The sequence below is a fragment of the Hymenobacter frigidus genome (genome assembly GCF_014640435.1).
Classification (GTDB): Bacteria; Bacteroidota; Bacteroidia; order Cytophagales; family Hymenobacteraceae; genus Hymenobacter; species Hymenobacter frigidus.
Map to the genome: position 1 here is coordinate 76,980 of NZ_BMGY01000013.1, position 23,905 is coordinate 100,884.

Here is a 23,905-nt window from a genome sequence, read left to right on the forward strand (position 1 = left end):
TTGTGCTTGCCGCACAACCCAACAGTGCCGCAAGTTGCGGCCAGTCTTCACCTTTAAATTCTGCTTGATTTATGAAAAACAGTTTACTAACGCCGCTCATCTGCCTTGTGAGTGGGGTGGCCTGGGGCCAGGGAGCCAACCTGACCGGCCAGGTGGTAGACCCCGCCGGCCGGCCCGTAATCGGGGCTTCGGTAGTGGAAAAAGGAACCAACAACGGCACTGCCACCGGCGGCGACGGCCGCTTCACGCTGCGAACCCGCACGGCTGCGCCCCGCCTCGTGATTAGCTCGCTGGGCTACGTTACGCAGGAAGTGGCTTCGACGGAAGCCGCCAGCATCAAGCTGGCCGAAAGCAGCACCAGCCTCGATGCCGTGCAGGTAGTGGGCTCGCGCAGTGTGAACCGCTCCGTGACCGACTCGCCTTCGCCGGTTGATATCATTGACATCCGGGAGGTGACGGCCAAAACCGGCCAGCTCGACGTGAACCAGCTGCTGCAATTCGTGGCGCCCTCGTTCAACTCGAACCGCCAGACCGGGGCCGATGGCGCCGACCACGTGGACCCGGCCAGCTTGCGCGGCCTCGGCCCCGACCAGACCCTCGTACTCGTGAACGGCAAGCGCTGGCACCAGTCGGCCCTCGTGAACCTGTTTGGCAGCCGCGGCCGGGGCAACACCGGCACCGACTTGAACACGATTCCGGCCGCCAGCATCGAGCGGATTGAGATTTTGCGCGATGGGGCTTCGGCCCAGTACGGCTCCGATGCCATTGCGGGCGTCATCAACATCGTGCTGAAAACCAGCGTGAACGAGCTCACAGCCAACGCCAACTACGGGGCCTACACCGCCAAGTACCGCTTTGACGACAAGACTTTCGACGGCGGCAACTTCAACGCCAACCTCAACTACGGGGTGGGCGTGGGCAAAGGGGGCTTCGTGAACGCGACTGTCGATTTTAACCAGCGCCAGCACACCCAGCGGGCCAACGTGCCGGCTCCGGACGACATTCAGCGCCGTCAGTATGGCGACCCGAAGGCTAGTAACACGTCGGCGTACCTTAACAGCAAGCTGCCCATCAGCGAGAACATCTACGGCTACTTGTTTGGCGGGGTGAACTTTCGCAAGGGTGAAGCCTACGCCTACACGCGTTTTCCCACCGTGCTCGACGACGATGACAACCCCATTCCGAACCCGCGCAGCAACCCGACCCTGTACCCCAACGGTTTCGACCCCATCATCACCAGCTCCCTCACTGATGCCCACGGCGTGGCGGGCGTGCGTGGCACCTTCGGTGGGTTCGATGTGGACCTGAGCAACGGCTTTGGCTCGAACCGCTTTCACTACGGCGTAGACAACACGCTGAACGCCACGCTGGGTGCGGCTTCGCCCCGTTCGTTCGACGCGGGTGGGTTTCAGCTCCAGCAAAATGTGGTGAACCTCGACGCAAGCCGTAGTTTCAAGACGGTGCTCGAAGGCCTGAACGTGGCTGTGGGCAGCGAATACCGCCGCGAATGGTACTCGTTGTTTGCCGGCGAAGAGGGGTCGTACCGCAAGTATCCCGGCGCGCTAAATGACCGGGCGGCGGGTTCGCAAGGTTTCCCCGGCTTCCAGCCCCGCAATGAGGTGAATGCCAGTCGGAATAACTTCAGCTTATATGCCGATGCCGAACTGGACGTAACCAAGTCGTTTTTAGTAGCCCTCGCCACACGGTCCGAAAACTATTCCGATTTCGGCAGCATCGTAACTGGTAAAGTAGCTACCCGACTCAAACTGAACGAAAACTTCTCGCTGCGCGGCACTGCAAGCACTGGTTTCCGGGCTCCTTCGCTGGCGCAGATTAACTTTAACACCGTGTTTACCAACGTGGTGGGCGGCAAGCCGGTTGATATTTTGCTGGACCGTAACAACGGTGCGGTATCGCGGGCGGTGGGCATTCCGGCCCTGAAGCAGGAACGGTCGCAGTCAGCCAGCGTGGGCTTCACGGGTCGCGTTGGCTCGGTATTGAACTTCACGGTGGATGGCTACTACATCCATATTAAGGACCGGATTGTGCTCACCGGCACCTTTGCCGACGACGACGACAAGATTGGTCCCATTCTGCAAAGCCTGAGCGTGGGCCAGGCCCAGTTCTTCGCCAATGCCATTTCGACCGACACCTGGGGCCTCGACGCGGTGCTTTCGAACAGCAGCGCCGTGGGCACCGGCCGCCTCACCACCACGCTGGCCGCCAACCTCAACCGCCTGCTCATCGTGGGGAATGCTAAAACCACGCCGGGCCTGGCCGGCAAGGAAGAAATCTTCTTCGGCGTGCGCGAGCAGGCCTTCGTGAAGGCCTCGGCACCGCCCTACAAAGTCAACCTGACCTTCGATTACAGCCTTGGTCGCTTCGGGGCGCTGGTGCGCTTTGTACAGTTCGGCCACGTCCTGCTTTACGATTACAACACGGAGCGCAATGCCTACCGCGACCGCCTCACCACCGACGTGGCGCTCTCGTACAGCCTCACCAACCAGTTGCGTCTTTCGGTGGGTGCGTCCAACCTGTTCAACCAATATCCCGACTTCTTCAACCCCCAGGTCACCGAGAACGGTGGGGCCTGGGATGCCGTGCAAATGGGCAGCAACGGCCGCTTCCTGTTCGCCAAGCTGCAGTTTCGGGTGAGCAAGTAGTAGGGTTGAACGACCCGAAAAGAACGTCATGCTGAGCTTGCCGAAGCATCTCGCGTGGGGTAGTAATTCAATCGCAAGAAAAGAATTACTGCTGCCTGCGCGATGCTTTGGCAAGCTCAGCATGACGTTCTTATTTTATTCAAACACCCATGACGGCCGCTACTGCGCCTGCCCGTTGTATTTTTGCCCCATTATGCAAGCAAAAATCCGCTCTACTACCGTCCTGGGCGTGCGCCACAACGGGGAAATCGCCGTCGGGGCCGACGGCCAGGCCACCATGGACAAGCACGTAGCCAAAGGCAACGTCCGCAAAATCCGCAAGCTGCAAGACGGTAAAGTCGTGACCGGGTTCGCTGGCTCCACGGCTGATGCCTTCATGCTGCTTGACAAGTTCGACGAGAAGCTCACCAGCTACGGCGGCAACCTCAAGCGCGCCGCCATCGAGCTGGCCAAAGAATGGCGCAAGGACCAGTACCTGCGCAAGCTGGAAGCCATGATGGTGGTGGCCGATAAAGACGAGCTGCTAATCCTGAGCGGCACCGGCGACGTATTGGAGCCCGATTCCGACGTGGCCGCCATCGGCTCCGGGGCCATGTATGCCCAGGCCGCCGCGCTGGCTCTCAAGAAACACGCGCCTCACCTCACCGCCCGCCAGATGGTGGAAGACGCGCTGCACATCGCGGCCGATATCTGCATCTACACCAATCACAATCTGATGATTGAATCGCCGGTTTAGCCGGAATTACAACACCCAAGCAGCGCGTCATGCTGAGCGCAGTCGAAGCATCTCTACCTCGATAGTAACTAATACTTGCGCGATAGAGATGCTTCGACTGCGCTCAGCATGACGGTCTTTCTGCCTGACCCCAAAACGCATAACAACACCCCAATTCTTCCAAATGCAAGTATCCAATTTTCTCCGTCACCACTTCCGCCACTTCAACGCGGCCGCCCTCATCGACGCCGCCGATGGCTATAACAAGCACCTCGCCGAGGGTGGTAAAATGATGATTACCCTGGCCGGAGCCATGAGCACCGCCGAAATGGGTATTCAGCTGGCCGAGCTGATTCGCCAGGATAAAGTGCAGATTATCAGCTGCACCGGGGCCAACCTGGAGGAGGATATCTTCAACCTCGTAGCCCACGATTTCTACGAGCGGGTGCCCAACTACCGTGACCTGACCGCAGCCGACGAAACCGCCCTGCTCAAGCGTCACATGAACCGCGTGACCGATACCTGCATCCCGGAGGAAGAGGCCATGCGCCGCATCGAGCATACCGTACTCAAGTTCTGGGAAAAGGCTGACAAGGCCGGCGAAGCTTACTTTCCCCACGAATTTTTTTACCAGATTCTGCTTTCGGGCGAGCTGGAGCAGTACTATCAGATTGACCCCAAAGACTCCTGGATGCTGGCCGCCGCCGAGAAAAATCTGCCCATCATCTGCCCCGGCTGGGAAGATTCTACGCTCGGCAACATCTACGCCGGCCATGTGATGACGGGTGATATCAAGAACGTGCACACCATGCGTACCGGTATTCAGTACATGATGTACCTGGCCGACTGGTACACTGCCCAGGCCACCGATGACAGCACGGTGGGCTTCTTCCAGATTGGCGGCGGCATTGCCGGCGACTTCCCCATCTGCGTGGTACCCATGCTGCACCAGGACCTGGGCCGCACCACCGTGCCGCTGTGGGGCTATTTCTGCCAGATTTCGGATTCTACCACCAGCTACGGCAGCTACTCGGGCGCCGTGCCCAATGAGAAAATCACCTGGGGCAAGCTGGGCGAAAAAACGCCGAAGTTCATCATCGAATCGGACGCTACCATTGTGGCGCCGCTGGTGTTCGCCATTGTGCTGGGGCAGTAGGTTGACGAGCGGCGGCTGAACCAGTCGCCGCTCATTGCAGTTTTAATGAAATGAAAAGCAACGTTCAATACCTCACCAACGAAGCTGGCGAGCGCACCGCTGTGGTGGTAGCCTATGCCGAGTGGGAAAAGCTGCAACGTCGGCAACAGCAGCTCCGGCAGAAACTGCAAATTATGCAGGGCATCAGCGCCGGTTTTGCCGAGGTGAAGGGAGCACAGCGGGCCGGGCAACCGCTCCCTTCGTTGCGCAAGTTTTTGGACGATGCCGGTTAACATTGTCACCGCGCCGAGTTTTTTGGTGGCAGCCAAGAAGCTGCTGAAGAAGTACCCGTCGCTGAAAGCCGACTTGGCAACATTGGAAGCCCAATTGTTGGCCAAACTGGACTCTGGTACACCCCCTGGGGCAGAATGCGTGTAAAGTCCGGCTAGCCATTCGTAGCAAAGGCCGGGGCAAGAGCGGTGGGGCCCGCGTCATTACCCACTTGGAAACGGTGCTTGTAACCGATGAAGCAACCCAAACGGTGAGTTTGCTTTACATCTACGACAAAGCTGATACGGCCAGCATTAGCCAACACGAGTTAGAAGACTTGATTAGGAATTTATAGCCAAAGAGCCTGCCGCTGATGAAGCGGCAGGCTCTTTGGCTTGGTGGCTAATAATTAGTCCCTACGCCATTTCCAACTCCATTTCCTTCACTACCCCCACGGCCTCAAACGCTTGGCTCAAATCCAGCATCAGGTCCTGTGGGTCTTCCACGCCGATGCTCAGGCGAATCATTTGCGGGGTGATGCCCATTTCGCGCTGCTCGTCGAGCGTGATGTCGGAGTGGGTCATGGTGCCGGGGTGCTCGGCGAGGCTTTCGGTGCCGCCCAGGCTCACGGCTAGTTTGATAAGCTTGAGGGCGTTGAGGAAGCGGAAGGCTTCGGCCTCACCGCCCCGGATATCGAAGGAAATCATGGAGCCGGGCGAGAGGCAGTGGCGGCGGTAGATGTCCTGCTGGGCGGGGTTGTGCTCCAGGTGGGTGAGGTAGTAGGTGCGGGCCACCAGCGGGTGCTGGCGCAGCCAGTCGGCGATGGTCTGGGCCGATTGGGCGGCGCGCTCCATGCGCAGCTTCAGGGTTTCCAAACTACGCATCAGCATCCAGCCGGTGTTGGGGTCGCACATGGTGCCCATGAAGGTGCGCATGGCTTTGATTTCCTTCATCAGCGGCTTGCTGGCCAGGGCGGCACCGGCAATCAGGTCGGAGTGGCCGCCCAGGAATTTGGTGGCCGAGTACAACACCACATCGGCCCCGTGCTTGAGCGGGTGCTGGAACACCGGGCCGAGGAAGGTATTATCGACCACGAGGCGCACGGGTTTATCGGCCGTGGCGTACTGGCGGGCCAGGGCAGCGCAGGCTTCCAGGTCCACGAGGTGGTTGGTGGGGTTGGCGGGCGTTTCGACGAAAATCATGGCCAGGCGGCCGGGCACGATGGCGGCGGCACGGGCGGCCAGCTGCGCGGGCGTATCGGTGGGCCGGAAGCCCACGGCCTCAATGCCAAACTTGCGCAGCACGTTTTTCAGGAAGAAGTCGGAGCCGCCGTACACGGGCTCGGAGTGCAGCACCACGTCGCCGGGCTGCAGCAGGGCCAGCAGCGTGGTGCTGATGGCGGCCATGCCGCTGGCAAAGCTGGCGGCTTCCTCGGCCCCGTCCCAGAGGCAGAGACGGTGCTCCAGAATCTCCAGGCTCGGGTTGTTGAGGCGGGAGTAAATGAGGCCCATTTCCTCGTCGGGGTTGGCCTGGCGCAGGCCGTAGGCCAGCTCGAAAAAGGCCTTGCCTTCCTCCGCGTTCTTAAAAACGAAGGTGGAGGTCTGGAAAATGGGGGGCTTGATGGCCCCTTCGCTCCAGGCGGGCGTGTAGCCGTAGCTCATCATCAAACTTTCGGGGCGCAGCATTTGGCCGCCGATGTGGGCGTGGTCTTGTAGGTTGGTCATGGTGGGTGGGAATGGGGGAGTGAGGCGACGAAGGTAGGATTTTTGGCGATGGGGCACAAAAAATGCCCGCCTTGGGAAAGGCGGGCATTCGAAATAAGAAACAATGTTTCAACGAATCTTAAAACTGCGGGCCAACCGCGGAAACTGCCGCTGAATCCCCAGCGCTAGTGTTCAGCTGGCCGTGCGCCGCTGCCGGTACGCATCGACCTGCTGACGCAGCACCACCAACAAACTGCCATAATGCTGTTGCGCTTCTTTCCGCCGCTCCAACTGCTGCAAGCGGGCGTTTATCAAATCGGTAAAGTCTTCTACGGTGTAGGAACGGTGCGGCGCGTTGGACACAAACGGAATGGCAAAGGGTAAGCGGGCAGTATAGCCGAGTGCTACGCCTAACACGCAACGGGTCAAACTTAAGTATTCAAAAATTGAAAATGAAAAATCGGCTTGCTCTGCGACGATGCCCGCCGCGCTCATTTTCAAAAAAATACCGGCTTGCCCGCCCAAAACCACGGGCGATTTTGGGCGGGCGGCGGGCACAGGCTGCCACAGCTACCGCGTGGCGGCGGCGCGGGGCTGCTTTGGCGCAAGGTTCGGTCGCAAGTCGGGCCAAATACCCCCGGATGGTGAGGCCGGGGCGCGTGAGTATCTGCCAGAAGGTGTGTGCGATTCTCTTGTCCACATGCCAGACGGAGGGCGGCACGTCGTGAAATAAGAGGTGCTTCAGGGTGACGCGGTGCGTGTCGGCCGGCTGTCCGCAGTGGGCGCAATACTGGTCGGTCAGGGCCGCGCCGCAGTCGAGGCAGGCGTGCTGGGCCAGTGGGCCGCCGCCGGAGGCATTTTCAAGGGCGTCGGTGGCTACTACCGCCGCCAGAGGTGTGGAGTAATCGAACGACAGAAGGGAAGAGTGTCGGAAAAAAAACCAGGAAAATACCTGGAGTCGCAATATTGGAAGTGGCGCATGTGAAAGCAAGGGCACGTACGGCCACATAGGGGTGCCGGCGTAAAGCCTGAGTCAGGTGTCGGAGTGTCGCTACACGGCTTGAAGTAGCGGGCGGCATGTTCCCGTAGCCGGCCCGGCATCAACAAAAAAACGCCTTTCCGCTACATGCGGAAAGGCGTTTTTTTGTTGGGAAAAAGCAGGGCTTAGAACCGGAACAAGGGCCGGTACGGATTCCAAATGCCCCACGGAATCATAATCAGCACCAGCACCAGGGCCACGCCGAAGTACAGGAAAGCCTTCTTGTGCTTGAGCGTCGCATCGCCCGTTTTTTTGACGACAATGCGGCCCACCTGCGCCACGATGGCGGCCAGAATCATTATGGCTACGTGCTCCATACCGAAAAAGCGCGCCGTTGGGTCTTTCATCGCGCCCGCCACCTTCATGGCCTTGAGGCCGTAGGGGCTGAGGCCGAAATACAGGCCCAGGCCGATAATTATCTGGAGCCATACAAAGCCTGAGAAAGCGGCTCCCATGCCGTTATCGGCCTTCAGGAAGGGGCGGCGACCGGTCCAGCCCACGTAGGCGCGGTACACGGCAATAAGGCCGAAAATCAGCACGAACCAGCGGGACCAGGAGTGCAGCAGGAGAAGGGATTGGTACATAAAAAGGGGAAGAGGTGAGCAAAGAAATAAGCAAAAAATACCGCGCTGGTCGAGCTCATTAGGCCGTTACGGCTACGGCAAGCCGCGTTTTATCGTGGTGCACCACGAACAGCGATAGGTAAGGCACTCGCCAGCCAAACCACCGCCAGAACGGTCTGCCGTGGCTGGCGGCCATAAACGCCGTTGCGAGCAGCACGAAAAACAACGGAGTCAGAACAACCATAAGGACCTCAACCATAACAAAACTGCGGTGCTGATGTCGCTGCAAAACTAAGGCCGACAGGGTTGTCATTGGACCCGGGTGTTGCGTGGCGCAGGTTTCAGGCGGGGCAAAAGCTGCGCCCACCACTAGGGGCGCGGTAGGCGATTGGTGGCCTCGTCCTCGGTGGCCCGGGTGCGCATGGCCATGAACAAAGCCACGAATACGGAAAAGAATGGCACCACCAGCCCAAACCCAAACCACCGCCAGAACGACCGGCCGTAGCTATAGGCAATGTAGCCCGTGATGGGAGCAAAGACCAGTAGGGAAACCGCGAAAATGAGAAGCAGGCGAAGTAAAAACACGAATTTGGGAATAGAAACGAAGAATAAGTGAACTGAGCTGGCGGATTGCTACCGCACCTTGCCGCGCTTCACCAAGTAGGCATACAGCACCTTCTCGAAGGGCTCTCGCACATCTACGGGAACAAAATCGATGCGGAGTTGGCCGCAGCGCAGCGCCAGCTCCTGCTCGTAGGCCGTCATGGCAGCGCGGTACTGCTCCTTAATCTGACCGGGTTGGAGCTTGATTTCGAGGCCGGTTTCGACGTCCTCGAAAATGTAGGGACGCTCGGCGAAGTCGAAATCGGCCTCGGTGGCCCGGTCCAGCACGTGGAAAAGCAGCACTTCGTGGTGCTGGTGCTTGAGGTGCTGCAAAGCGGACAGGGCAGCATCCTGTTCGGCCGCGCCGCGCCCCAGCATGTCGCTGAAGAGAATGACGAGCGAGCGTTTCGGAATCTGCTGCGCAATGGCGTGAATGGTGCCGGCCACATCGGTGCCGCGCCCGGTTTTGGGCGCGGGCGGGCGCTCCAGCAGCTGCTGCAGGGCCAGCAGCAGGGTATGGCGGTGAGTGCTGGTGGAGCGCACCGGCGTCTGCAGCTCAATGGTATCGGCGAAGGTGACGAGGCCCACGGCGTCGCGCTGGCGGGTGAGCAGCGTGGTGAGCGCGGCCGCCGCCAGAATGCTGAACTTCAGCTTGTCGTAGCCTGGGCTGGGGTAGTACATGCTGGGGCTCACATCGAGCAGCAGGTGGGCGCGCAGGTTGGTTTCTTCCTCGTAGCGCTTCACAAATAGCTTATCGGTGCGGGCAAATACCTTCCAGTCGATGTGCCGCGTGCTCTCGCCGGGGTTGTAGAGGCGGTGCTCCGAAAACTCGACCGAAAAGCCGTGGTACGGCGACTGGTGCAGGCCGGTGATGAACCCATCGACCAGCTGGCGGGCCAGAAATTCGAGGTTCTCGAAGGAGCGGATGGCGGCGAGGTCGAGGGGCATGGGTAAGTGGCGCGAGAAAGGATTTTGGCGCTTGGAAACGTCTGTCATCCTGAGCGCAGCGAAGGACCTTATCACCGCTAGAGAGTTGCTAGTAATGCAAGTCTGCAGAAGCATCATAAGGTCCTTCGCTGCGCTCAGGATGACAGACTTCAAAGATACCCTTCTAACACGGCCACCACTCTAGTCGTCTATCTTTAGCCCGCATTTCGTAAGTTAGGCCTTTCAATCAACCGACCGATTCTATTTCCCACTCATACCCCAACCCAACGCCGTGGACGACCGTCACGACCAGGAAGAAATTTATACCCAACGCATTAAAGCCGGCAAGCGCACGTACTTCTTCGACGTGAAAGCCACCCGCGGCCAGGATTACTACCTGACCATCACCGAAAGCAGGCGGCGCCAGAACGGCGACGACTCCGTGAGCTACGAAAAGCATAAAATCTTTCTGTACAAGGAGGATTTTCTCAAATTTGTGGATGCCCTGCAGGATGCCGTGGACTATGTGCGCGAAGAGCTGCTGAGCCCCGAAGAAGTGGCCGAGCTTGACCGCCCCCGCGACTACGACGACCGTGACCAGCCCCGCCGCGAGTTCGACCGCCCTGGGCCGGAACTCGACCGTCCCCGGCCGGAGCTTGACCGCCCCGCTTTTGACCCCAACCGGAGCGACGACAACTATTAGCAAGGAGTGGTTAACGAGTAGTGGGTAGCGGGTAATTTCCCGGACCAATTTTACCGGCGCGAATGGATGAGAATCTGTTCGCGCCGTTTTGCGTGGTTGCAAGCCGTACCTTTGCGGCCGAATTAGGCTAACGCCTGATTCATAACTCAACATTCAATAACTCCAAAAAATGGGCCTCCGCTGCGGTATCGTCGGCTTGCCGAACGTCGGTAAATCCACTCTTTTCAACGCGTTATCGAACGCCAAGGCCGAATCGGCCAACTACCCGTTCTGCACCATCGAGCCCAACGTGGGCGTCATCACCGTGCCCGATGAGCGCCTGCAGATTCTGGAAGCCCTTGTGAACCCCAAGCGCGTGCTGCCCACGATTATCGAATTCGTGGACATCGCCGGCTTGGTGAAAGGGGCCAGCAAGGGCGAAGGCCTGGGCAATAAATTCCTCGCCAACATCCGCGAAGTAGATGCCATCATCCACGTAGTGCGTTGCTTCGACGACGCCAACATCGTGCACGTAGCCGGCGGGGTTGACCCCGTTTTTGACAAAGATGTTATCGACACTGAGCTGCAAATCAAAGATTTGGAGAGCATTGATAAGAAGCTGGTAAAGTCGGAGCGCAGCGCCAAAGCCGGCGAGGCCCTGGCCAAAAAAGAAGTAATCGTGCTGCAGCGCTTTAAAGCCGAGCTGGAAGCGGGCCAGAACGCTCGCGCCGTGGTTGCTACCGCTGACGAGTTGGAGGCGGTGGCCGATTTGCAGCTGCTCACCATCAAGCCCGTGATTTACGTGGCCAACGTGGACGAAGCCAGCATTGCGGCCAATGGCAACCACCACGTAAGCGCCCTGCGTGAGCACGTGAAGGCCGAAGGTGCCCAAGTGGTGCTGGTATCGGCCGCCATCGAGGCGCAGATTGCCGAGATGGAAGACCCCGAGGAAAAAGCCATGTTCCTGGGCGAATACGGCCTCACCGAATCGGGCCTGAACAAGCTCATCCGGGCCAGCTACGAGTTGCTGAACCTAATTACGTACTTCACCGCCGGCGTGCAGGAAGTACGCGCCTGGACCGTGCACCGCGGCGACAAAGCGCCCGCCGCGGCCGGCGTCATCCACTCCGATTTTGAGAAAGGCTTCATCCGGGCCGAGGTTATCAAGCTCGCGGATTACCAGGAGTACAAGACCGAGGTGAAAATCAAAGAAGCCGGCAAAATGGCCGTGGAAGGCAAAGAATACGTGGTGCAGGACGGCGATATCATGCACTTCCGCTTCAACGTCTAAGACCACGGAGTCGCGCGGATTTCACGGATTTCGTGGACGATTTGCGATTGTCGTAACCCAAAAAAAGGCTTGCCATTTGGCAAGCCTTTTTTTGGGTTTTCAGGCTCCCGGATTTCACGGTCTCTGAATCGATTACGAAATCCGTGTAATCCGTGATTTATTTGCCCACCACTTTATACAACATCCCCTTACCCAGGCGGTCGGTGGTTCGCATGCCATTCAGAATGGCTAGTTCCTCGTAGCGCCGGCTCGGGATGCCGGCGGCGGCAAAGGCTGAGGCTAGGGTTTGGTTGCCAGTGGCGGTTCGGATGCGGACTTTTTCGGTCTGGCGGTTCAGCTTGCTGGCATCGGAGAGGCGGGCAAAGCCCTGGGCTACCCCGCTAAAGGTATTGGAGTAGCTGGCAAACGCGTCGGGTGAACTCAGGCCCACAATGCCGTAGTAGCTGCTGCCGTCCTGAATGATGTGGGCCAGCACCCGGGCCCCGGCCTGGCCCTGTTGGCCGGCTTGGTCGCCCTGCATCACCACGGCCGGAAAGCCGTTGATGGTGGTGCGCTGGGCATTGGCCGCTTGCAGGCCGATGCCCTTGGCCAAGGCCTGGGCGGCCTCGTCGAGGGAGTTGCCACCGGCCGGAATCAAGACCAGCAGGGCTTTGCCGTTAGGCTCGGCCATTTGAAACTGGGTGGGCGAGTTCTGCGACTTCCAACCCGAAGGAATGGGCAGGCGGAACTTGAGGTCGGGATGGTAGAATACACCGCTTTCCACGTAGCCTTGGCGGGGGTCTTCGCCGTAGGCCAAGCCGTCAATCATGCGCAGGTAGGTATCGCGCCCCACGGTGAGCTGCCGGCCGCCGGCATTTTGCTTGGCCTGCGAGGCCAGGCTTTTCACCGTGGTGTAGCGGTCGGCCGAGTTGGGGTGGGAGGAGAGGAAGGTGGGCATGGAAGAGCCCCCGCCAGCCGACTGGTTGCGTTGCAGAGTCTGGAAAAAGTCGGCCATCTGACTGGCATCGTAGCCGATTTTGGTCGAATACTTCACGCCCAACTGGTCCGATTCGCGTTCATCGTCGCGGCCGTATTTGAGTATGCCCAGGCCTACGCCCTGTTGCAGCAGTCCACCAACCGTCGACTGCATCAGCCGAGGGGCCACAATGGAGCCCAGCAGCATGCCGATGCCGGCGGCCGTGGAGCGGCGCTGCTGGCTCTGGCCGTGGCGCGCCGTGATGTGGCCCAACTCGTGGCCGAGCACGCCGGCAAATTGGGCTTCGCTGTTGAAGTGCGCCATAATGCCGCGCGTGAAGTACACGTGGCCATCCGGGGTGGCAAAGGCGTTAATCACCGGCGAGTCGACAATAGTGAAGCCGTAGTCGCCGGGGCGGTCCGATACTTTGTTCATCTGCTGGCCCTTGGTGTCAATCAGGCGCTGCAGCGTGGCGTTGTTATACAGGCCGAACTGGGCAATCACGGCCGGGTCGGGCTTGGGGCCTTGATTGGGGCTGGTGGGAATGGCGCTGACCAGCGTGAGGGGCAGGAGCAACGCGGCACTGGTACGAAGGAAGGAAAAATTCATAGTCCAAAAAGTAATCTAAATGCGCCGCGTAAGCTGCGACGGCTGAGCTTGCAAACGCGCCGCTGGGAACAGGGTTGCGCGGCAAGGGCAGGTGCGCGTAAACCAACAACATGCCAGTTATTTTCCGACCACCTTTATCAGGGAGCCGGCGTTCACCTGCTCGTTGAGCTGCATGCCGTTCAGAATAGCCATTTCCTCCAGTCGTTTCTCGGGCACACCGTTGGTGGTCAGGGCTTTGGATAAGTTGCTGCGCAATTTGAGCTTCACGATGCGGACGCGCTCGGGCTGGCGGTTGAGCTTGTTGGGCTCGCTCAGGCGCTGGAAGGCCTCGGCCACGCCGCTAAACTGCGGCGCGTAGGTCGGAAAATCGGCCGGAGCGGTCACGCCCAGCAGGGCATACAACGTTTTGCCGTCCTGAATAATATGGCCCAATACGCGCACGCCCGCTACTTGCTGGCCGGTTTGCTGGTCTTGCTGCACTTGGTCGGCCACGAAAGCCAGGGCCGGAAAGCCGTTGATGGTGGTCCGGCGCGGGGCCTCGGCTGCCTGCAGGCTAAGCTGCTTGGCGATGGCCTGGGCAGCCTCGTCGAGCGAAGCGCCGGGAGCCGTCATCAGGATGAGCAGGGCCTTGCCGGCAGGGTCGGCCATTTGGAACTGCTGGGGCGTGTTCTGATGCTTCCAGCCAGTGGGCACGGGGAAGCGGATTTTCAGCTCGGGGTGGTAAAACACGCTGTTTTCGACGAAGCCCTGCTTGGGGTCTTCGCCATACACCATGCCGTCGATGAGGCGTAGGTACTGGTCGCGGTTCACGGCGAGCTTGGGGTTGCCGTTGGCCTGTTTCCACTGCTCGGCCAGTTGCTTCACGGTGTTGTACCGGTCTTCGGGGTTGGGGTGGGTGGAGAGGAAGTCGGGAATGGCTTCTTTGCCGCTCTTAGCCTGCTCACGGGACAGGGTCTGGAAAAAATCGGCCATTTGGCTGGCATCGTAGCCAATTTTGGACGAGTACTGCACGCCCAACTCGTCGGATTGCCGCTCGTCGTCGCGGCCGAATTTCAGAAACAGCAGCTGCATGCCCTGCATGGCCTGGTCGCCAAACTGCGCCACCTGGGGCGAGAGTATCATGGCGCCCATCAGCCCCACCTGGCCCAGAATGGCCTTGGTTTGCTGCCGGGCCGAGTGCCGGGCCGTAACGTGCCCGATTTCGTGGCCCAAGACCCCGGCAAACTGGGCTTCGTTGTTGAAATGAGCCATAATACCCCGTGTGAAATACACGTAGCCGCCGGGCACGGCAAACGCGTTAATCACCGGCGAATCGACGACCTTGAACTGATACTTCAGGCTGCTGCGGTGCGAGATGGCGGCCATCTTCTGCCCTTTCTCGTCGATGAATTTCTGCATCTTCGGGTCGGAATACAAACCGAACTGGGCCGTCACGGCTGGGTCCGACTGCGCGCCCATGGCCACTTCCTGGCCTTCGGATACCAAGATGACTTCTTTTTTGCCAGTGACGGGGTTCACGGCGCAGCGGCTAAAAAGCAAAACCGCTGCCGCGCCAACCGTCAGAGTAAGACGTGTTTTCATAAGAAAGAGGCACCCAGAACCGGAAAACGGGCCGGAATTGGTCCGCCTGTTGCCGGCATGAGGTGTGCGCTAACAAACGCAACGCGACGCAGCGGGTTGTTGCCAGATGCTATCGGCGGCTGTTGAACCCTGTGGTTTGGTAACCGATGAGCAAATCGGTGCGGGTTCCCGGCGGGCGGTAGTACACCAGCAGGTCGTACTGGTTTTCGGTTTCATTGTGCGTGCCTTCGAAGTACACTTCATTGGGGACCGCACCGCGGGCGCCGGCCACGGCAAAGTCGTAGTTGTAGTAGCCCTGCTTGAGCAGCGCGTGGCCGGTGTAAAGTTGTTGGGCTTCGTCGTAGGCGAGGCGAAACTCATCTTTGAGCTGCCAGTCGGTGAGCGCGCCGAACACGTAAACCGGGCCGGGGGCGGCCTGGGTAGCCTTTAGCTGAAAGGTGACGTTGGCGTAGTCGGCGTTGGTAGCGCCGTTGCCGTACTCGCGGCTTTCGAACACGCGCTGGCCGTTGGCATCCTGGTACTGGTTGTAGGCCTGCTGGCTGCGCGTCACTTCGGGCTGCAGCAGGGCCGTGACGGGCGTGGCGCGCGGGTCCACGCGCAGCACGCCAATGCCGGCGGCCTGCACCGAGCGGGTATCAAAGAAGCGGTACTCACTCAGGCCCGGGAAAGCGTTTTCGAAACCGAAGTACTGGTAGTCGAGCCGGCGCTCGGCGTCGCGCACGAAGGTGGGGCGCAGGTTGTACCTGGCATTGTCCCAGCGGAAGTTCTGGCGCAGCACCACCTTCACCTCCACGGCCGGGTTCACCAGCTCCACGCTGGCGTAGCTGATGGCAAAGTCGAGCTGCTGCAGCGTAAACCGCTCCTGGCCGCCAATCACAATGCCGGGCTGCAAACTCGCTTGCACGCGGTTTTCATACACCAGCAGCCGGCGCGATACCACCGGCACGCTGCCCGGGCTTTGCACCACCAGCAGGTAGTTGCCGCTGATTTTTACTTGCGGGGCCCGTAGCCGGTAGTGGAAATACGGCACCTTGGTGCCCGTGCCCACCCGAAAGTCGGTGATGAGAAACTCGTTTATCTCGTTCAGAAACTGCATGTCCGTCAGCACAGAGGGCTTCCAGTCCACGTCGCAGTGAATGAGCTTGGCCGTGTAGCGTTGGCTTTGCTCGCCCAGCACGTCAAACTCCAGCAGAATGCCGGGGCTCTGGCCCAGCGGCACCACCGGCGGCTGAAACACCTCGTTGGGCTGGCCGGTGGCCACGTAGCATTGCACGCTGCGCACCTCGGGCGCGTAGGTGTAGTCCCGATAGCGCAGGGTTTTGTCGGCGTAGTATTCGGGGGGCTTTTGCTGGCCAGGAGCGGCCGGGGTGGTGCTGGTGATGGGCGTGCCGAGCGGCACGCAGGCGGTAGCGAGCAGGAGGGAAGCAAAGAGACTGGAAAAGCGCATGATGCGAAAGTACAGCTTGCGTCGGCTGCTCGCGGTGCCCGCCGCCCCCAGCCCAGCCGAGTGGCCGCCCCGCACAAAAAAAGGTGACCTCTTCCGAGGCCACCTTTCATCACGAAACAGGCACGACAACTACTGGCCGGTTTGCCTTACTCTTAAGCCAGGTCGAAGCGGCCCAGATTCATCATCTTGGTCCAGACGGCCACAAAGTCGGTTACGAACTTCTCCTGGGCATCGGCGTAGCCATACACTTCAGCAAGGGCCCGCAGCTCGGAGTTCGAGCCGAAAATCAGGTCCACCCGGGTGCCGGTCCATTTCACAGCGCCGGTTTTGCGGTCGCGGCCGTTGAAGGCGTTTTGCGCATCCGTCGTACCCTTCCACGTGGTGCCCATGTCGAGCAGGTTCACGAAGTAATCATTGGTCAACGTGTTTGGACGGTCGGTAAAGACGCCGTGCTGCGACTGGTCGGAGTTGATGTTGATGGCCCGCAGGCCGCCAAACAATACCGTCAGCTCCGGCGCGGTCAGCGTCAGGAGTTGGGCTTTGTCAATCAGCATTTCCTCGGCCGCCGCCTTGTGGTGCGACTTCAGGTAGTTGCGGAAGCCGTCGGCTGCCGGCTCCATGGCCGCAAACGACATGACGTCGGTTTGCTCCTGGGAAGCATCGGCGCGGCCAGCGGTGAACGGAACCGTCACTTCATGCCCGGCATTTTGAGCAGCCTGCTCGATGCCGACACCACCAGCCAGCACAATCAGGTCGGCCATTGAAATCTGCTTGCCGTCGGTTTGGGCACCGTTGAACTCCCGCTGAATACCATCCAGTTTCTGGAGTACCTGCGCCAGCTGCGCTGGGTTGTTTACTTCCCAGTTTCGCTGCGGAGCCAAACGAAGGCGGCCACCGTTGGTACCACCGCGCTTGTCTGAATCGCGGTAGGTGGAGGCAGATGCCCAGGCCGTAGACACCAGCTGGCTCACCGACAGGCCGGAAGCCTGAATCTTGCCTTTCAGCGTGGCGATATCTTGGTCGTCAACTAATTGGTAGGTGACGGCTGGGATTGGGTCTTGCCAGAGCAATTCTTCCGTGGGGATTTCCGGGCCCAGGTACCGCTCTTTGGGTCCCATGTCGCGGTGCGTCAGCTTAAACCAGGCGCGGGCAAAGACATCGGCAAACTCGTCCGGATTCTCGTGGAAGCGCTTGGAAATAACTTCATACGCCGGGTCTACGCGCAGGGCGATGTCCGTGGTGAGCATGAAGGGGGCGTGCTTCTTGGCCGGGTCGTGGGCATCGGGAATGGTACCGGCACCGCCGCCGTCCACTGGCCGCCACTGGTGTGCTCCGCCGGGGCCCTTGGTCAACTCCCACTCGTAGCCGAACAGGTTGTCGAAGTAGTCGTTGCTCCACAAGGCGGGCGTGCTGGTCCAGGCACCTTCGAGGCCGCTGGTGATGGTGTCGCCACCATGGCCCTGGCCGAAGCTGTTGCGCCAGCCCAGACCCATTTCTTCCATGCTGGCACCGGCGGGCTCACTGCCCACGTGTTCGCCGGGGTCGGCAGCTCCGTGGGTTTTGCCGAAGGTGTGGCCGCCGGCAATCAGCGCCACGGTTTCCTCGTCGTTCATGGCCATGCGGCCGAAGGTTTCGCGGATATCGTGGGCCGAGCGCAGCGGGTCGGGTACGCCATTCGGGCCTTCCGGGTTCACGTAGATGAGGCCCATCTGCACGGCGCCGAGCGGGTTGTCCAGCTCCCGCTTATCGGTGTAGCGCTTGTCGCCCAGCCACTCAGTTTCGGGGCCCCAATAAATGTCTTGCTGGGGCTCCCATACGTCGGTCCGGCCGGCACCAAAGCCGAAGGGTTGGAAGTTCATCGACTCCAGAGCACAGTTGCCGGCGAAGACAATCAGGTCGGCCCAGGAAATCTTCTGACCGTATTTCTGCTTGATAGGCCAGAGCAGCAAGCGGGCCTTGTCCAGGTTCGCGTTGTCGGGCCAGCTGTTGAGGGGCGCAAAGCGCTGGGCCCCGGAGCCGCTGCCGCCGCGGCCGTCGCCGATGCGGTAGGTGCCGGCGCTGTGCCAGGCCATCCGCACGAAGAACGGGCCGTAGTGGCCGTAGTCGGCCGGCCACCAGTCCTGCGAGTTCGTCATCAGCTCGAAAAGGTCCTGCTTGACGGCATTCAGGTCCAGCTTCTTGAACTCCTCGGCGTAATTGAAATCTTTGCCCAGGGGATTTGACATGTCCGCGTGTTGGCGCAGGATGCTGATATTCAGCATATTAGGCCACCAATCGCGGACGGTGCGGCCGCCACCGGCGCTTTTCTTCACCGCGCCGGTGCTAAACGGGCATTGGGCTGCCGGCTCATTGAGTTCGTACAAGACTGAGTTTTCCGGGGGGAGGCTATGCAGGTTTTCCATCTTGATAATGATTTTTATTTCGTCCTGTTTTGCGAATCTTGGTGGTCAAAAATCGACCGCTCTGATTATGTTAGCCAGCTCCTTCGATAGGGTTAATTATTCGATGATGCTGGATTTAGTCCGCTCATAGAGTTAGGACTGGTACAAACTTACAACCACTCTTTTCATAATCAAAATTGATTTAATTGATGTTTTTATAAGCAGAGATTATAATTGTCGAAAATTCGTGTTGCGGTAAGCAGATTCCAGACGATTAGGACGGGCGGGATGGCATTTTCGAACAACTAAACAGTCGCGCACAAGCAACCGGATAGAGAACGTCATTCCGAGCTTGCCGAGGAATCTCGCCGGAGTCATCCGCGCCGCCTACTGGCGCGAGCAAGATTCCTCGGCAAGCTCGGAATGACGTTCTTCTTTATGTCATATAAGTCGGTTGGCAGCGGCAAGCATTGGCAAGTTCGGAATGACGTTCTTCTTCATCCGGTTACTTGTGCGTGGGCACTCAAACGGTTTCATGCCTGGCACCCTTATCAGGTGATGAAAACAGGGCGTGTGGATATCCAAACATTGGTTGGAGGTAAAAAATGCATTCGTCTCATCAACAATTGAACAAAGAAAAGCGGCGTCGTTGCAAGAAATAAATCCTTGCAACGACGCCGCCCCGGAGCCTCAGCAACCGAGGATTTCCTTGGTTACATCAATTCCTCCCAGCGCTTGGTTTGGGCCGTCAGCTCCTTTTTCACCGCTTCAAATTTGAGGGTAGCGTCCTTCAGCATTGCCACGTTGGCGTAGATGGCCGAGTCGGCCAATTGGGCTTCGTACACCGCCAGTTCTTTTTCGAGCGCGGTGATGCGAACTTCCACTTCGGCCAGCTCTTTGGCGGCTTTCTTCGCGTCGTTGCTGTTGGATGCGTGCACCGCTTTGGGCTGCTCCACCGGGACGGGCTTGGGGGCCGAGGGACTGGGCAGGCCGGCTTTCTTGGCGGCTTTCTCGCGGTCTTCCTGCCACGTTTCGTACTCGGCGTAGGTGCCGGGGTACTCCTTCAGCTGGAAATCCTCGATGTACCAGATTTTGGTCGCCACGTTCTCCACAAAAAACCGGTCGTGACTAATGACGATGAACGTGCCTTGGTACTGCTCCAGGGCCTGAATCAGGATGTTTACCGATACCATGTCCAGGTGGTTGGTCGGTTCATCGAGCAGCAGGAAGTTGGCTTCCGAAATCAGGGTTTTGGCCAGGGCCACGCGGCTTTTCTCGCCCCCGCTTAGCACCTTAATTTTCTTGAAAACCTCCTCGCCCGTGAACAGGAACGAGCCCAGCACCGAGCGCAGCTCCATGTCGTTGCGCTTCGAGCCGGCCTCGCTCATCTCCTGCAAAATCTCGTTGTCCAGCGTCAGGCTCTCCAACTGGTGCTGGGCGTAGAACGACATAATCACGTTGTGACCCAGCTGGTGTTTGCCGGCGGTGGGGGCTTCGGTGCCGGCCACCAGGCGCATGAGCGTGGATTTGCCCTTGCCGTTGGCCCCGATGAGTGCGATTTTGTCGCCCCGCTCGATGTGCACGTTCGTGTCGCGGAAAATCAGCTTCTGGTCGTACTTCTTGGTCACGTGCTCCATGCGGAGGATGTGGCGGCCGGGCTCGGTTTTGAAGGTGAACTTCATGTTGATTTTGGCCGCGTCCTGGGCCACGTCCTCGATGCGCTCCAGCTTATCGAGCGCCTTCACGCGGCTCTGGGCCTGCTTGGCCTTGCTGGCCTTGGCCTTGAAGCGCTCAATGAACCGCTCAGCAGCCCGGATTTGGGACTGCTGGTTCTCGAAAGCGCCCTTCTGAATGATGTTGCGCTCCTCTTTTTCTTCCAAGTAATAGGAGTAGTTGCCGGCGTAGGGCACCAGCTTGCCGCCGATTACCTCCACGGTGGTGTTGGTGGTGCGGTCCAGGAATTCGCGGTCGTGACTCACGATGATAACCGCGCCCTCGTAGTCGGCCAGGTAGTTTTCTATCCACTTAATGGAGGGCAAGTCCAGGTGGTTGGTGGGTTCGTCGAGCAGCAGCAGCGAGGGCTGCTGAAGCAGGATTTTGGCCAGCATCACGCGCATGCGCCAGCCGCCCGAGAAGGACTTGAGCGGCTTGGTCAGCTCCTCGGTGCTGAAGCCCAGGCCTTCGAGGATTTCCTCGGCGCGCGACTGCATGGTGTAGCCGCCCAGCGCCTCAAACCGCTCCTGCATGGTGGCCAGCTTGTCAATCAGGTCATCGGAGTAGTCGGTTTCGAAGAGCACCAGAATGTCATCAATCTTCTTCTGCAGCTCCAGCGCTTCCTCAAAGGCCTGCATGGCCACGTGCAGGATGCTTTCGTGCGTGTCATAGCTGAGCAGGTCCTGGTTCAGGAAGCCCAGGCTCACGTCCTTGGCCATCGAAATATTGCCGCCATCGGCCTTGTACTCGCCCACCAGCAGGCGCAGCAGCGTCGATTTGCCGGTACCGTTCAGGCCAATGAGGCCGATTTTGTCTTTGGGCTTGATGTGCAGGCTCGCGTTGTCGTACAGGGCACGGGAGCCAAAGTGAAAGTCGAGGTCGGAGATGGAAATCATGGGGTCGCGGGGTATTCGGGTGCAAAGGTACGGCGCAGGGGTGGGCCCATCGGTTTTTTTCACGGAATCAGCCGCGCACACCATAACCAAAAGGCTGGGATGGCTGTATCAAAAATGTCGATACACGAATCAGCCTCGCGCTACACCGTTCACTAACTCCATTTGCTTATGTCTGCTACTTTTTCGCGCAATTTTTCCCCGGCGGCGGTCAGCCGCCTGGCTTCGGTGGCGCTGCTCGGCCTGGCCGTGCTTTCATCCTGCTCCAAAGGCGATACCGAACCGCCCGTGCCGGTGCCCGAGGCTCCGGCCACCATCACGTTCACCCGGGCGGGCCTCTACCCCGAAGGCGTGCAATACGACGCCGCCAACAAGCGGTTCCTGGTTACCTCGCTCACCACCGGCCAAGTGGGCCAGGTGAAGGACGACGGCACCTACAGCACGGCCTTTCCCGACGACCCCAAGCTGGTGTCGGCCATTGGCATGTACCTCGACGAGCCCCGCAACCGCGTGCTGGTGGCTATTTCCGACCCCGGCGCCAACCAGCAGCGCACCAGCACTGCCACCCTGCGCAAGCTGGCCCGCTTGGCCATCTACAACCGCACCACGCCCACGGCCGCGCCCGTGGTGGTGGAACTGGGCACTCTGCGTCCCAACGTGGGCCACTTCGCCAATGACATCGCCGTGGACGTCCAGGGCAATGCCTACGTGACGGACAGCTTCTCCGGCATCATCTATAAAGTTGACGCCACGACCAACGTCGCTTCGGTTTTTCTGGAAAGCCCGCAGTTTGTGGCCCCGGCCGGCACGTTCGGCCTCAACGGCATCGTGTTTCACCCCGACGGCTACCTGCTGGTGGCCAAGTCGGATGAGGGCAAGCTGTTTAAAATTCCGCTGGCCGCCCCCAGCACGTTCACTACCGTGGCCACCACGCAAAACTTAACGGCCGCCGATGGCCTGCTGCTGCAGGACAACAACACGCTGCAAGTGGTGTGCAACGCCCAGGCCAAGGTGTTCCGCTTGGCTACCACCAACGGCTTCGGGGCGGCCACGCTTTCGGGTACTTTCGCCACGCAGCCCCAGTTCCCGACCACCCTGGCCCGGCGCGACGGCAACAGTTACGTGCTATACGCCAACCTCGACGCCTTATTTTCGGGCCGGATGCCAGCCGTGAGCCAGTTCAGCATCAACCGCGTTATTTTTTAGTAAGGCAGTTGCGCTTGACGCAAAAAGGGCCTCTTTCGTCCGGAAGAGGCCCTTTTTGCGTTGTTCGAAACCGTTAAGCCGCTGCCGCTGCCTGGGCGGCGGCGGTTTCCAGCGCCGCCACCTTCACCAGGCGCAGCTTGATAATGCCCAGCTTGTCCAGGGTCCAGATGACGGGGTAGGAGGGGTCAAGCTCCCACTTCTTCACGCCAAAGTTGACGCGGCTGGGCAGCTTGTGGTGGTTGTTCTGAAACAGCTCGCCGCCGGTGAGGAAGTCGAAAAACAGCGAATTGCGGCTCTTGTCGTTGTTATCGAAGTTTTGGTAGCCGTACTTGTGGCCGGCCCAGTTCACGATGGCCCCGTGCACCGCGCCCATGCTTAGGTGGATGGGCAGCAGCAGAAACTGCCACCAGGCGGTAGCAAAGTTGACGTAGAACAGCACGTACACCACCGCCCAGCCCACGCGGGAGTACCACTTGTTGCCGAACTCCTCCAGCGAATTCCAGACCGGATAGTCGCCGGCGAAGCGCTCCGCAGCCACGCTGGTGCCGTTCACGCAATCCTGGTAAATGGTGCGGGTTTTCCACATCATGGTGAAGGCGTTGGTGCTGTTGTGGGGCGAGTGCGGGTCGTGGGCCGTGTCGGAGTAGGCGTGGTGCATGCGGTGCAGCAGCGCATAGGCCCGCGGCGACATAAAGCTGCTGCCCTGCGTGGCGTAGGTCAGCAGGAAAAACACCCGTTCCGTGAGCGGGCCCATCGTGAACATGCGGTGGGCGGCGTAGCGGTGCTGGAAAAACGTCTGCGTAAACAGCGACAGGTACCAGTGAGCGAGGAAAAAGGCGAGGATTATCATAGGTGTAGCTGCGCCACCGGGCGAATGGCAAAAAAGGTCCCGCAGGCCCAAAATGTTCAAAACAAAGCTAGCGTTAAGCCATTGCTGTCGTAAGGTACAGCGTCTTCAGGCTGTGAATTCCGCTTTGCTACTTGGGCAGGGGCGCTTCGTCCTTCGATTCGCTGAGCTTCTGCGCTAATTTCTGGGGCACGCCAATGCTGTGGAACAAACCACTTACGATACCCTGGCGCCAAAGGGTGAACATCGAAAAGCGCGGCTCGCGGGTGCTCGTCATTTCGCCGGTCACCAGCTCGCCGCGCTTGCGCGGGTTCTGGTCGCGGATAACTACCACGTTGGCCGCCTTCGAGATAACCCGTTTCAGCAGCGGTTTCTTTATCTCATCCTCTTTGTAGCCCAGCAACTCCAGCTGCAGGCCCGAATACTCGGCCCGCATGGTGCCGGTGGTGCGCTGGCGGTCGGCCTGCAGGTCGAAGCGTATGCGCTGCACCGCGCCCTGCTTAAACTTCACCAGCCGGGTGGGCACGGTCATGGTATTGAGAATGGCAAACGGGCCGGGGCCGAACGCCCCCCATACCCGGTGCCGCCCTTTGGGGTCGAGCAAGTACATCGATACTAGGGCTTCCGCACCAAAAGTAAGCGGGCTGTAGGTTAGTTTCGGGCATGGACCCTTTCGCTTCCT

General features: G+C 59.7%; 19 protein-coding genes and 1 pseudogene. 7 read left to right on the forward strand and 13 right to left on the reverse strand.

The genetic code is table 11. From position 1 onward, the window contains the following. The first annotated feature begins 71 nt into the window (after nt 1–71). The 4 genes from IEW17_RS09080 to IEW17_RS09095 all read left to right on the forward strand — a co-directional run bounded on the left by IEW17_RS09080 (nt 72) and on the right by IEW17_RS09095 (nt 4,806). Nucleotides 72–2,663: a TonB-dependent receptor gene (locus IEW17_RS09080; protein ID WP_188561726.1), complete on the forward strand. Its 2,592-nt coding sequence runs from the start codon at nt 72–74 to the stop codon at nt 2,661–2,663. Between the two features lie 193 nt (nt 2,664–2,856). Beyond that, complete coding sequence (gene hslV, locus IEW17_RS09085) at nt 2,857–3,399, forward strand: ATP-dependent protease subunit HslV (protein ID WP_188561727.1); 543 nt, start codon at nt 2,857–2,859, stop codon at nt 3,397–3,399. A 163-nt stretch (nt 3,400–3,562) separates the two neighbouring features. Then, nucleotides 3,563–4,534: a deoxyhypusine synthase family protein gene (locus IEW17_RS09090; RefSeq protein ID WP_188561728.1), complete on the forward strand. Its 972-nt coding sequence runs from the start codon at nt 3,563–3,565 to the stop codon at nt 4,532–4,534. Nucleotides 4,535–4,584: 50 nt separating this feature from the next. Continuing rightward, complete coding sequence (locus tag IEW17_RS09095; RefSeq protein WP_188561729.1) at nt 4,585–4,806, forward strand: hypothetical protein; 222 nt, start codon at nt 4,585–4,587, stop codon at nt 4,804–4,806. Between the two features lie 393 nt (nt 4,807–5,199). Here IEW17_RS09095 and IEW17_RS09100 read toward each other — a convergent pair whose 3' ends face one another. The 6 genes from IEW17_RS09100 to IEW17_RS09130 all read right to left on the reverse strand — a co-directional run bounded on the left by IEW17_RS09100 (nt 5,200) and on the right by IEW17_RS09130 (nt 9,639). Beyond that, nucleotides 5,200–6,507: a cystathionine gamma-synthase family protein gene (locus tag IEW17_RS09100; RefSeq protein ID WP_188561730.1), complete on the reverse strand. Its 1,308-nt coding sequence runs from the start codon at nt 6,505–6,507 to the stop codon at nt 5,200–5,202. Between the two features lie 171 nt (nt 6,508–6,678). Next, the gene (locus tag IEW17_RS09105) at nt 6,679–7,011 is read right to left on the reverse strand and encodes a hypothetical protein (protein ID WP_188561749.1); all 333 of its coding nucleotides are present in this window, start codon (nt 7,009–7,011) and stop codon (nt 6,679–6,681) included. A 639-nt stretch (nt 7,012–7,650) separates the two neighbouring features. Beyond that, the gene (locus IEW17_RS09115; RefSeq protein WP_188561732.1) at nt 7,651–8,109 is read right to left on the reverse strand and encodes a hypothetical protein; all 459 of its coding nucleotides are present in this window, start codon (nt 8,107–8,109) and stop codon (nt 7,651–7,653) included. A gap of 58 nt (nt 8,110–8,167) precedes the next feature. After that, a complete protein-coding gene (locus tag IEW17_RS09120) occupies nt 8,168–8,332 on the reverse strand; it encodes a hypothetical protein (RefSeq protein WP_188561733.1) in 165 nt (54 codons plus the stop codon). A 125-nt stretch (nt 8,333–8,457) separates the two neighbouring features. Next, the gene (locus IEW17_RS09125) at nt 8,458–8,673 is read right to left on the reverse strand and encodes a hypothetical protein (RefSeq protein ID WP_188561734.1); all 216 of its coding nucleotides are present in this window, start codon (nt 8,671–8,673) and stop codon (nt 8,458–8,460) included. A 48-nt stretch (nt 8,674–8,721) separates the two neighbouring features. Beyond that, nucleotides 8,722–9,639, reverse strand: coding sequence for a DUF58 domain-containing protein (locus tag IEW17_RS09130; protein ID WP_229748912.1), 918 nt, complete (start codon nt 9,637–9,639; stop codon nt 8,722–8,724). 271 nt (nt 9,640–9,910) lie between these two features. On the opposite strand from IEW17_RS09130, the gene IEW17_RS09135 reads away from it, so the two are divergent. Both IEW17_RS09135 and ychF read left to right on the forward strand, forming a co-directional pair. Beyond that, nucleotides 9,911–10,321, forward strand: a complete 411-nt coding sequence (locus IEW17_RS09135) for a DUF3276 family protein (RefSeq protein WP_188561736.1) — start codon at nt 9,911–9,913, stop codon at nt 10,319–10,321. A gap of 169 nt (nt 10,322–10,490) precedes the next feature. Beyond that, a complete protein-coding gene (gene ychF / locus IEW17_RS09140; protein WP_188561737.1) occupies nt 10,491–11,591 on the forward strand; it encodes a redox-regulated ATPase YchF in 1,101 nt (366 codons plus the stop codon). A 157-nt stretch (nt 11,592–11,748) separates the two neighbouring features. Here the strand turns inward: ychF and IEW17_RS09145 are convergent, their stop codons facing one another. The 5 genes from IEW17_RS09145 to IEW17_RS09165 form a co-directional block, all read right to left on the reverse strand. Beyond that, nucleotides 11,749–13,155 (reverse strand): M48 family metalloprotease, encoded by a 1,407-nt coding sequence (locus IEW17_RS09145; RefSeq protein WP_188561738.1) that lies wholly within the window; start codon nt 13,153–13,155, stop codon nt 11,749–11,751. 117 nt (nt 13,156–13,272) lie between these two features. After that, nucleotides 13,273–14,736 (reverse strand): M48 family metalloprotease, encoded by a 1,464-nt coding sequence (locus IEW17_RS09150; protein WP_188561739.1) that lies wholly within the window; start codon nt 14,734–14,736, stop codon nt 13,273–13,275. Nucleotides 14,737–14,845: 109 nt separating this feature from the next. Further along, a complete protein-coding gene (locus IEW17_RS09155) occupies nt 14,846–16,183 on the reverse strand; it encodes a type IX secretion system plug protein (protein WP_188561740.1) in 1,338 nt (445 codons plus the stop codon). 152 nt (nt 16,184–16,335) lie between these two features. Beyond that, a complete protein-coding gene (gene katG / locus IEW17_RS09160) occupies nt 16,336–18,585 on the reverse strand; it encodes a catalase/peroxidase HPI (RefSeq protein WP_188561741.1) in 2,250 nt (749 codons plus the stop codon). A gap of 692 nt (nt 18,586–19,277) precedes the next feature. After that, nucleotides 19,278–21,173 (reverse strand): ABC-F family ATP-binding cassette domain-containing protein, encoded by a 1,896-nt coding sequence (locus tag IEW17_RS09165; RefSeq protein WP_188561742.1) that lies wholly within the window; start codon nt 21,171–21,173, stop codon nt 19,278–19,280. 168 nt (nt 21,174–21,341) lie between these two features. Here IEW17_RS09165 and IEW17_RS09170 point away from each other — a divergent pair, with 168 nt between their 5' ends. Beyond that, nucleotides 21,342–22,376, forward strand: a complete 1,035-nt coding sequence (locus IEW17_RS09170; RefSeq protein WP_188561743.1) for an SMP-30/gluconolactonase/LRE family protein — start codon at nt 21,342–21,344, stop codon at nt 22,374–22,376. 73 nt (nt 22,377–22,449) lie between these two features. Here the strand turns inward: IEW17_RS09170 and IEW17_RS09175 are convergent, their stop codons facing one another. Both IEW17_RS09175 and IEW17_RS09180 read right to left on the reverse strand, forming a co-directional pair. Next, the gene (locus tag IEW17_RS09175; protein WP_188561744.1) at nt 22,450–23,226 is read right to left on the reverse strand and encodes an acyl-CoA desaturase; all 777 of its coding nucleotides are present in this window, start codon (nt 23,224–23,226) and stop codon (nt 22,450–22,452) included. 127 nt (nt 23,227–23,353) lie between these two features. Continuing rightward, nucleotides 23,354–23,905: pseudogene (locus IEW17_RS09180) on the reverse strand (hypothetical protein); the annotation flags it as partial.